The organism is Amycolatopsis vastitatis, assembly GCF_002234595.1.
Classification (GTDB): Bacteria; Actinomycetota; Actinomycetes; order Mycobacteriales; family Pseudonocardiaceae; genus Amycolatopsis; species Amycolatopsis vastitatis.
This window is the reverse complement of sequence record NZ_NMUL01000002.1, coordinates 231,113-240,584: the sequence shown is the minus strand read 5'-3', so window position 1 is coordinate 240,584 and position 9,472 is coordinate 231,113. Positions and strand designations below refer to the sequence as shown.

General features: G+C 70.4%; 6 protein-coding genes and 1 pseudogene. 3 read left to right on the top strand and 4 right to left on the bottom strand.

All coding sequences use genetic code 11. From position 1 onward, the window contains the following. Nucleotides 1–612: pseudogene (locus tag CF165_RS51055) on the bottom strand (hypothetical protein); the annotation flags it as partial. Between the two features lie 698 nt (nt 613–1,310). On the opposite strand from CF165_RS51055, the gene CF165_RS02500 reads away from it, so the two are divergent. Next, the gene (locus CF165_RS02500) at nt 1,311–2,246 is read left to right on the top strand and encodes an ATP-binding cassette domain-containing protein (RefSeq protein ID WP_093945758.1); all 936 of its coding nucleotides are present in this window, start codon (nt 1,311–1,313) and stop codon (nt 2,244–2,246) included. Further along, the gene (locus CF165_RS02495) at nt 2,243–2,986 is read left to right on the top strand and encodes an ABC transporter permease (RefSeq protein WP_093945757.1); all 744 of its coding nucleotides are present in this window, start codon (nt 2,243–2,245) and stop codon (nt 2,984–2,986) included. Before CF165_RS02500 ends, CF165_RS02495 begins: the two co-directional genes overlap by 4 nt. Here the strand turns inward: CF165_RS02495 and CF165_RS02490 are convergent. Further along, nucleotides 2,970–6,083, bottom strand: a complete 3,114-nt coding sequence (locus CF165_RS02490; RefSeq protein ID WP_093945756.1) for an ATP-binding protein — start codon at nt 6,081–6,083, stop codon at nt 2,970–2,972. The two genes, CF165_RS02495 and CF165_RS02490, sit on opposite strands and share 17 nt — an antisense overlap. A gap of 101 nt (nt 6,084–6,184) precedes the next feature. On the opposite strand from CF165_RS02490, the gene CF165_RS02485 reads away from it, so the two are divergent. After that, complete coding sequence (locus tag CF165_RS02485) at nt 6,185–7,402, top strand: cytochrome P450 (RefSeq protein ID WP_093945755.1); 1,218 nt, start codon at nt 6,185–6,187, stop codon at nt 7,400–7,402. Here the strand turns inward: CF165_RS02485 and CF165_RS02480 are convergent. Both CF165_RS02480 and CF165_RS02475 read right to left on the bottom strand, forming a co-directional pair. After that, nucleotides 7,380–8,777, bottom strand: a complete 1,398-nt coding sequence (locus CF165_RS02480; protein ID WP_093945754.1) for an alpha/beta fold hydrolase — start codon at nt 8,775–8,777, stop codon at nt 7,380–7,382. The genes CF165_RS02485 and CF165_RS02480 overlap by 23 nt on opposite strands. A 55-nt stretch (nt 8,778–8,832) precedes the next feature. Next, entirely contained in the window at nt 8,833–9,471 is a 639-nt protein-coding gene (locus CF165_RS02475) for a pyridoxine/pyridoxamine 5'-phosphate oxidase (RefSeq protein ID WP_093945753.1), read from the bottom strand. Nucleotide 9,472: the final 1 nt, after the last annotated feature.

Below are 9,472 nucleotides of genomic sequence, written 5' to 3'. Positions count from 1 at the left end.
GATGTGGGCGCCGGGTAGCCGGATCGCGCCGTCGTCTGCGGTGCCGGTGATGGTGGTGTCGCGCATGAACAGGCTGCTGTCGATGCGGAGGCCGTCGGCGCGCAGTGCGCGGCCGGCGGTGTTGGTGATGGTGGCTCGGTCGAGGTCGAGGAAGCCGCCGATGTGGGCGCCGGGTAGCCGGATCGCGCCGTCTTTTGCGGTGCCGGTGATGGTGACATCCGACATGCCCAGGTTGCTCGCGGTGCGGAGACCGTCGGCGTCCAGGTAGAGGAGCACACTACCGCTTAGGTACAGGTCGTGCAGGTGCGCGTATCGGCAAACGATGCCGTCTGGCACCGCACACTGGTACAAGTTCAGACCGGCGACGGCGGTGAAGTAGTCGAGGTCGAGCATTCCGACGACCCGCATCCCCATCATGCGGATTCCGCGGGGGTCGAGGTCACCGTGCAGGCCGCGAAGCAGTTCGCGGATCAGATCGGCACGTACCCGCAAATCGGAGTCGTCGGTGATCGCCAGCTCCTCCACTGTCATCGTGGTGCCGGGATTTGTGACTCTCCCGCGGCGGGCGTTGTTGACCACCTGTTGCTCAAGCTCGGTCAGGTCGGTCAGCATGGGAGCAGGCTGCGTCTCGTCCACACCTCCATAGTCGACGGCGTGCTACGGAATGTGACATCTGACGGCCTACCCAACTCAATGGATGCACCCTTTCTGGACATGGCTGCATCCAAGACGGTCGGAATTCGGGGGATGACACGCCGGTCGGCGCGTTATAGCACGTTTCAAAGCCGGGGCCACCTGCGGAGACTGCCACGGCTCGGCGTGACACCTGCACTGTGTCGAGGCTGTCACACCTGTCACTCTGTCCCTTCACCGGAACTGACCTGCGGTTTTAGGAGTGCCAGGGGAGTGACACCTTCGATAGCTGCTTTTCTCCCACACTAACGGTATGTCTCAGTAGTCACTGGGCAGGGAAAAGAGGCTGGAACACGGGGGCGTCGGCCACAACCCCGTGTTCCAGCCTCTTGTGCCCTTGCGTGCCCCTCGCGTGCCCGTTGCTGGGGGAGCGCGCGGGGAACAGCGGGGAACGACGGACGGTGTAGGCCGCTGACCAGGGGATGCTAGTTCCGCTGGTCAAGATCAGGATGTGTTCGCACCTTTGCAAGGCGGGGGTCAGGGGTTCGATTCCCCTCAGCTCCACACGTCGAATGGCCCGTACCCGCTCAGGGTGCGGGCCGTTTCGCGTCCGGCGTCAGGGACCGTGTCAGGTCAGGGTCAGGTCGGTGTCAGGACCGCTGATCACAGTGGCTCCCATGACAGACCTGGCGATCATGGCTTCCGGGTTGCGGAAGGCCTACCAAGACAAAGTCGTGCTCGACGGCATCGATCTCGATGTTCGTGCGGGCAGCGTCTTCTCCCTGCTCGGCCCGAACGGGGCCGGCAAGACCACCACCGTGAACGTTCTGACCACGCTGGTCGGCGCCGACGGCGGGACCGTTCGCGTCGCCGGGCATGACGTCGCCACCGAGGCCAAGGCGGTCCGGGCGGCGATCGGCGTCACCGGGCAGTTCGCGGCCGTCGACGAACTGCTCACCGGGCAGGAGAACCTGCAGCTCATGGTGGACCTCCACCGGGGCGCCGCCGGCAAACAGACCGTCGCCGAGCTGCTGGAACGCTTCGAGCTGACGGAGTCGGCGCGGAAACCCGCGTCGACCTACTCCGGTGGGATGCGCCGGAAGCTCGACCTGGCCATGACCCTCGTCGGCAACCCGCGGATCATCTTCCTCGACGAGCCGACCACGGGCCTCGACCCGCGCAGCCGCCGCACCATGTGGTCGATCATCCGCGAGCTCGTCGCCGACGGGGTGACCATCTTTCTCACCACCCAGTACCTCGAGGAAGCCGACCAGCTCGCCGACCGGATCGCGGTCCTCGACCACGGCCGCCTGGTCGCCCAGGGCACTCCTGACGAGCTCAAGCGCCGGATTCCCGGCACCCACGTCCGGCTCCGTTTCACCACCGCCGCCGACCTCGACGCCGCCGCGCGCGTCCTCACCGACTCCACCCGGGACGACGAGGCGATGGTCCTGCGCGTTCCCGGTGACGGCGGCACGAAATCCCTGCGGACGCTGCTCGACCGGCTCGACGAGTACTCGATCACCGCCGGCGAACTTTCCGTCCACACCCCCGACCTCGACGACGTTTTCCTCGCCCTCACGGGCCACACCACGGAGGTGCTCGCGAAATGAAGTCTCCCTCGATCGTGATGCTGCGGCGCAACTTCAAGCACATCGCCCGAAACCCGACGTCGGTGTTCAACGCGGTCCTGATGCCGATCGTGATCATGCTGATGTTCGTGTACATGCTCGGGGACGCTTTCGACGTCGGTGTCGACTACGTCGACTACGCGACGCCGGGCCTGATGCTGCTGGCCGTCTGCTACGGCCTGGGCGCCACCGCGACCTCGGTGAACTCCGACATGACCAAGGGCATCATCAACCGCTTCAAGGTCATGGACGTCTCCCGCGGCGCGGTGCTGACGGGGCACGTCGTCGCCAGCGTGCTGACCAACCTGGTCGCCATCGCGGCTCTCGTCGGCGTGGCCTTCCTGCTGGGGTTCAGCCCGTCGGCGGGCTTCCTCGACTGGCTCGGCGTGGCCGGCATCGTCGTCCTGCTCGCCTTCGCGGCCGGCTGGCTGACGATCGCCTTGGGACTGGCGGCGAAATCCGTCGAAACGGCGGGGCTCGCCACCGTGCCGCTGGTCATGCTGCCGTTCTTCAGCAGCGCGATCGCCCCGGCCGACAAGATGGGGCAGGGCCTCCGGCAGTTCGCGGAGTACCAGCCGTTCACGCCCATCATCGAAACCGTGCGCGGGCTGCTCAACGGCACCCCGTCCACCGGCTACGCGATCACCGCGGTCGCTTGGTGCGTCGGCATCGCCGTCGTCGGCTACCTGTGGTCGTCCGCCACGTTCAAGAAGCGAGCGTGACCGCGACCAGCTCGCGCCAGCTCGCCCGCGTCCCCTCCCGCGTCACCTCGGTGAACCCTGTGTCACCGAGGTGACGCCGGGCGGCTTCCTCGATCCGCGCAGCGTCCGGTTTGGACAGATCCGGCAGGCCGCGCAAGCCGGCGCTCGCCGCGAGCAGCCGCGCGGCTTGCTCGTATTCCTCCTGGCGCAACGCGAAGTCCGCGACGCCGATCAGGGCGTCCGCGATCATGGCGGCGTGTCCCGCCTCGGCCGCCGCCTCGCAGGCCGCCGCACGGAGTTCACGGGCCTCGTCGAGGTCTTCGGCGAGGTAGCCCAGCAGGACGAGGGTGGTCGTGCGGAGGTGCGGCTGCTCCGCTTCGTCGCCCAGCACGGCTTTCAACACCTCGATTTGCCGGCGTGCTTCCCCGGCGTCGCCGTCCCAGCGGGCGAGTTCCGCCTTTGCCAGGGCCAGCACGGCCAGCGTGCCCGGCCAAGTGACGCCTTCCGCGCGACGCCCCGCTTCGGCGATGGCGGCCGCGCCGGCGTCCTTGTCGCCCAGCAACCGGTAATGCTGCGCCTGGCGCGACCGCATCCGGATCACGTCGTCGACAGCGCCGATTTCGGCGACGGCCGCGATCGCCTGTTCCAGGTGCTCGCACGCGGCGGCGAACTCCCCGCGTGCGGCGGCCAGATCGGCCAGCTCGGCGAGCGCGAACGAGATGCCGAAGCGTTCGCCGATCGCGCGGAACTCGGCCAGCGCCGTCTCGAGGTGCTCCTCGGCCTCGCGCCCGCCCTGGCCGAACAGGACACGCATCTTGCCGAGCTGCAGCCGGGCCAGGGCGCGCACCCAGGGATCCCCGTCGTCCAGCGCCGGTTCGAAGGCCGTCAACGCCGCTTCCGGTTCCTGCAGCAGGCGTTCCATCGCGACGACGAGCCCCAGCCCCGGGTGCCCGCCCTCGACGTTCCGGCTGAAGCGGTACGCCTTGTGGATCCACTCCGCCGATTGGTGTTCGTCGCCCGGCCCGGAGTTCACGAACATCGAGATGATGGCGTACACCGTCGCCCGGAGCTCGTCGGTGACTTCGCCGGGCGTGCGGGTGGCCGTGGTGAGCAGCTCCATGCCTTCGGACTTGTGCCCGCTCAGCCACCAGTACCAGCCGGCGCCCGCCGCTAGCCGCATCGCCGCCTGCGCGTCGCCTGCCGCGAGCGCGCCGCGCATGGCAGCGGCGATGTTGTCGTGCTCGGCTTCGAGCGTGGCGAGCCATTCCAGCTGCTCGGCACGGCGAAGGTGCGGCTCGGCGGTTTCGGCGAGTTCGGTGAAGTACGCGAAGTGCGCTCGCCGCGTCGAATCCGTCTCTTCCGCCTCCGCGAGCCGCTGCTCCGCGTACTCCTTGATCGTGCCGAGCATCCGATAGCGCGGCGCCTCTTCGCCGTCCGTGACGACCAGCGATTTCTCGGTCAACGCCGTGAGCACGTCTTCGACCGCGTCGCCGGCGCAGACCCGTTCGGCGGCTTCCAGGCTCGCTCCCCCGGAGAACACCGAGAGCCGGCGCAGCACGGTCCGTTCGTCGTCGGTGAGCAGTTCCCAGCTCCAGTCGATCACCGCGCGCAGGGTCCGGTGCCGCGGCAGCGCGGTGCGGCTTCCGCCGGTCAGCAGGCGGAACCGGTCGTCGAGCCGGTGGGCGAGCTGGTCGAGGGACATGGTGCGCAGCCGGGCCGCCGCCAGCTCGATGGCCAGTGGCATCCCGTCCAGTGCCCGGCAGATCCGCGCCAGCGTCGACGACGTGGGAGCGTCGGTCGCGAGGTCCTTGCGCACCGCGCCGGCCCGGTCTCGCAGCAGCCGGACCGCCGGAGCGGCCTCGATCTCGGCGGGGTCGGCGTCCGCCCCGGGCAGGGCCAGCGGGGCGACCGGCCACAGCGCCTCGCCGGTGATGCCGAGGGGCTCCCGGCTCGTCGCGAGGACGCGCAGCCGACGGCACTCGCCGAGCACGCGGTGGGCGAACTCCGCCGCGGACTCGATCACGTGCTCGCAGTTGTCCAGGACCAGCAGCGTCTCCCGCTCGCGGAGCGCGGCGACGACCCGGTCCGTCGGCTCGGCGTCCGTTCCGTCGCCGATCAGGGAATCCCGCAGGCCGAGCGCGGAGAGCGTCGCTTGGGCGGCGTCCCCCTCGGCGCCGAGGGGCGCGAGTTCGACGACCCAGGCGCCGTCCGGCAGGTCACCGAGCAGCGTGCGGGCGGTTTCCGTGGCCAGCCTGGTCTTTCCCGACCCACCGGGCCCGATCAGGGTGGTCAGCCGGTGCCCGGCGACGAGCTCGCGGACCGTGGTGACGTCGGACTCCTTGCCGACGTAGCTGGTCAGCTCGGCCCGCAGGTTGGTCTTGCGGTGCTCCTCACGCCGTCCCAGCTCGCCTCGCAGCAGCGCGACGTGCAGCTCGGACAGCTCGGGTGACGGGTCGACGCCCAGCGTGTCGGCCAGGGTTTCCCGCGTGCGCTCGTACACGAGCAGCGCCTCGGTGTCGCGCCCGGTCGCGACGAGCGCCCGCATCAACGCGGCGACGAGCCGTTCCCGCATCGGGTGGGCGGCCACCAGGTCGGTGAGTTCCGTGACCAGGTTCGCACCGCGGCCGAGCCGGACCTCCGCGTCGAACCGGTCTTCCAGCGCCGCCAGGCGCAGTCCCTCGAGCCGGGTGACCGCCGCGGCGAACGCCGGGCTCTCCGGCAGGTCGATGTCCTGCATCGCCGCGCCCCGCCACAGGGCCAGCGCGTCACGCAGCCCGCGGGGATCGTCGTCCTTGCGGGCCTGGACGAGCAGCCGTTCGAACCGCGCGGCGTCGACGGCGTCGGGGGCGACCACCAGCCGGTAGCCGGTCGAGTTGCCTTCGACCGACCCTTCCGGCAGTGCCTTCCGCAGCCGGGAAACCAAGCGCTGCAAGGCGTTCGCCGCTTCGGCGGGCGGACGTTCGCCCCAGATCCAGTCGACGAGCGTCGCCTTCGGGACCACGTGCCCCGGTTCGAGTGCGAGGGCGGCCAGCAGGCCTCGCAACCGGGCGCCGGGCACGTCGGCGAGCCCGCCGTCGTCCGCGCGCACTTCGAAGGGCCCCAGGATCCCGATCTGCACGCGGCCGATCTTGCCACGGCCGGTGGTGTCCGAGGCGTGTCAGCGCCATGTCAGCCGCCCCGGTGATCGTGATCGGCACAGCCACCACGAAAGGAACAGCGATGACCCAGGTCGACGTCCCGCACGGACTCCCCATGGAACGCGACGCGGGCCCCTTCGACCCGCCGAGCGAGCTCAGCCGCCTGCGCGACGCTCGCCCGGTCAGCCCGCTGGTCTTCCCCGACGGTCACGAGGGCTGGCTCGTCACCGGCTACGAAGAGGTCCGGCAGCTGATGGCCGACACGCGGTTCAGCTCCCGCCTGGACCTCGACGTCATCCACGTCCCGTACGAGACGGGCATGCCCGCCGCCACCGAGCCGTCGCCGCAGCTCCCGGGCATGTTCATCGCCATGGACCCGCCGGACCACACCCGGCTGCGGCGCAGGCTCACCGGCGCCTTCACCGTGAAGCGGATGAAGCAGCTCGAAGAGCACATCGCCGACGTCGTCGAGCGGCAGCTGGACCACCTGGCGCGGCTGGTGCCGCCGGTCGACCTGGTCAAGGAGTTCGCGCTGCCGGTGCCCTCGCTGGTGATCTGCGAGCTGCTCGGCGTCCCGTACGCGGACCGGGAGAAGTTCCAGGCCGACTCGGCCCAGTTCATGGTCAGGGAGCAGGCGCTCGAGGAGAAGATGGGCGCGTACATCGCGCTCAACACGTACCTCTCCGAGCTGGTCACGAGCAAGCGTGCCGAGCCGGGCGAGGACATCCTGTCCGACCTCGCCCGCCACCACGACCTGACCATCGAGGAACTGACCGGCGCCGCCTTCCTGCTGCTGCTCGCGGGCCACGAAACCACCGCCAACATGCTGGCGCTGGGCACCTTCGCGCTGCTGGAGAACCCCGGGCAGACCGCCGAACTGCACGCCGACCCGGAACTGCTGCCCGGGGCCGTGGAAGAACTGCTGCGCTACCTGTCCGTCGCCGACATCTTCTTCCGCTACGCCACGGAAGACCTCGAACTCGGCGGCGAGACGATCGCCAAGGGCTCGACCGTTGTCGTCTCGCTGCTCGCGGCCAACCACGACCCCCGGCGCTTCGACAACCCGGACACGCTCGACATCCGCCGCAACGCCCGCGGCCTGCTGTCCTTCGGCCACGGCGTCCACCAGTGCCTCGGGCAGCAGCTGGCCCGCATCGAAATGCGCGCCGGGTTCGGCGGCCTGCTGCGCCGCTTCCCGACGTTGGCGCTGGCGATCCCGGCCGAGGAAGTGAAGCTGCGGACCGACATGAACATCTACGGCGTCCACGCCCTGCCGGTCACGTGGACCCCAGGAAGCTGATCACCGCGTCCCGTCCCGCGTGGCCGCGTTCGCGGTTCTGGATCGAGTGCGACGCGCCCGGCACGATCACGAGCTTGCCGCGCGGGGCCTGCGCCGCTTCCTCCCGCGCCCACTCCAACGGCGTCGAAAGGTCGTGGTCGCCGTTGAGGAGCAGCACCGGGACGTCCGGCAGCGGTCCGGCCGGGTTCGAGCCGGGGCGTTCCGCAGGCCACGGGAGACAGCTCTGGATGAACCCCTGCTGCGTCGCGACTTCCGTCGTATACGGCCAGGTCGCGCTCGCCGGCAGCGTGCGCGCGGCCAGGGACAGCAGTGGTTGCCGGAGCGGGAGCGGGGTGGCCGGGGAGCCCCACGGGAAGCGCTGGTCCGCGCACAGCGTCGCCGCGTGGAGGCCGGAGCTGAACGACGCCGGGTCGTCGCCGCCGGACTTGTACGCCTCCAGCAGCTCGTCCAGATGAGCCGGCGAGCCGCCGCGGGCTTCGTGGAGGGCGCCGATGATATCGCCCCCCGCCGGGGCGCGGTAGGTCGGGTCGACGAACTCGTACGACACGATCGTGTCGAAAATCCGCACCCCGTCGGCCGTGCTGCGGTGGCGCACCACCCAGGCCAGGTCCTCGGCCGGGTCGTAGCCGCAGGCCGGAGCCACCGCGCAGGCCGCGCGCAGCACGCGCGCCTCGGCGGTCAACCCGGTCAGGTAGAGCGAAGCCGACGCTGTTGCGTGGTGCGGCAGCACCGAGTCGAGGACGACCTTGCTGACGTTGCGCGGGTGCGCGATCGCGTACCGCGCCGCCGTGAACGAGCCGTACGAGACGCCGTCGACCACCATCTTCGGCACGCCCAGCGCCTGCCGGAGCCGGTCGAAGTCCGCCACGGTCTGGTCGGTCGAATACAGCGGTGCCGTGTCGCCGAGGATGCGCGCGCATTCCTTCACCGCATCGGGTGACGGCGTCGCGATGTCCGAACTGCCCATCTGCGCCTGCAGGCCGGGACACTGCAACGCACCCGACGGTCCGGTGCCGCGCTGGTCGAGCATGACGAACTGGTAGTCCTTCGCGACTTCCGGCAGCCGTTGCGTGGCGATCCGCGTGATCGTCCCGACGCCGCCCTGCCCGGGCCCGCCGGTGAGGAACAGCAGCACGCCCTTGGGCGCGGTCACGTTGTCCGCGGTCGCCACCGGCAGGTCGAGCGTGCCCGGCACCCGGCCGGTGTGGTCGAGCGGCACGGTCAGGATCGAGCACGTGAAGCCCGGTTGTCCGGGGCACGGATGCGGGTCCGTCAGCTTCGGTCGTCCCCCAGGACGCGCGTCGGCCGCGGCCACACCCCCGAGTGCGGCGGTCAGCGCCAGGACCAGCCCGGCGGTCAGCATCTTCCTGCGCATGGGGTGCATCATGCGCACACCGGCGCGGAACCCGCATACCCCCGAACGGGGACCGTCACGGCCAGAGGCGCTCGCGGACCCACTCGCCGCCGGACTTCCGGTACCGCAGCCGCACGTGCCGCCGGTCGTGGCTCGCCTGCCAGAACTCGACCTCGTCCGGGTCGACGAGGTACCGCGTCCATGTTTCCGGGGCCACGTCCGGGTTCTCTTCGACCCAGCGTTCCGCTTCCGCGGCCGCCGCGTCGAGGTCCGCGGGATCGTGCAGCACCTGGGACTGGTGCCCGATGAACGCCTCCACGCGGGACGCCGTCGGCCGGGCCAGGAAGTCCGCCGCGGACACCTCGGGCGCGGCGGGGGAGACCGGGCCGCGCAGCCGGACCTGGCGGCCGCGGCCGGGCCAGAAGAACGTCAACGCGGCGCGCGGATCCTTGTGCAGCTGCCGGCCCTTGGGGCTTTCGGAGCTGGTCGCGACCGCCCAGCCGCCCGCCCCGACGTCCTTGAGGATCACCACGCGCGCGTCGGGCGCACCATCGGCGTCCACTGTGGACAGAGTGACGGCGTGCGGTGCCAGCACGTGCTCGCCGGCTTCGGTCAGCCACTCCAGGAACAGCGACTGCGGGTCCGGCGGCGCCGTTTCCGGTGTGAACACGGGAAGTTCTTCGGGGAACGACGGCCAGCCACGCAACTCCACCATG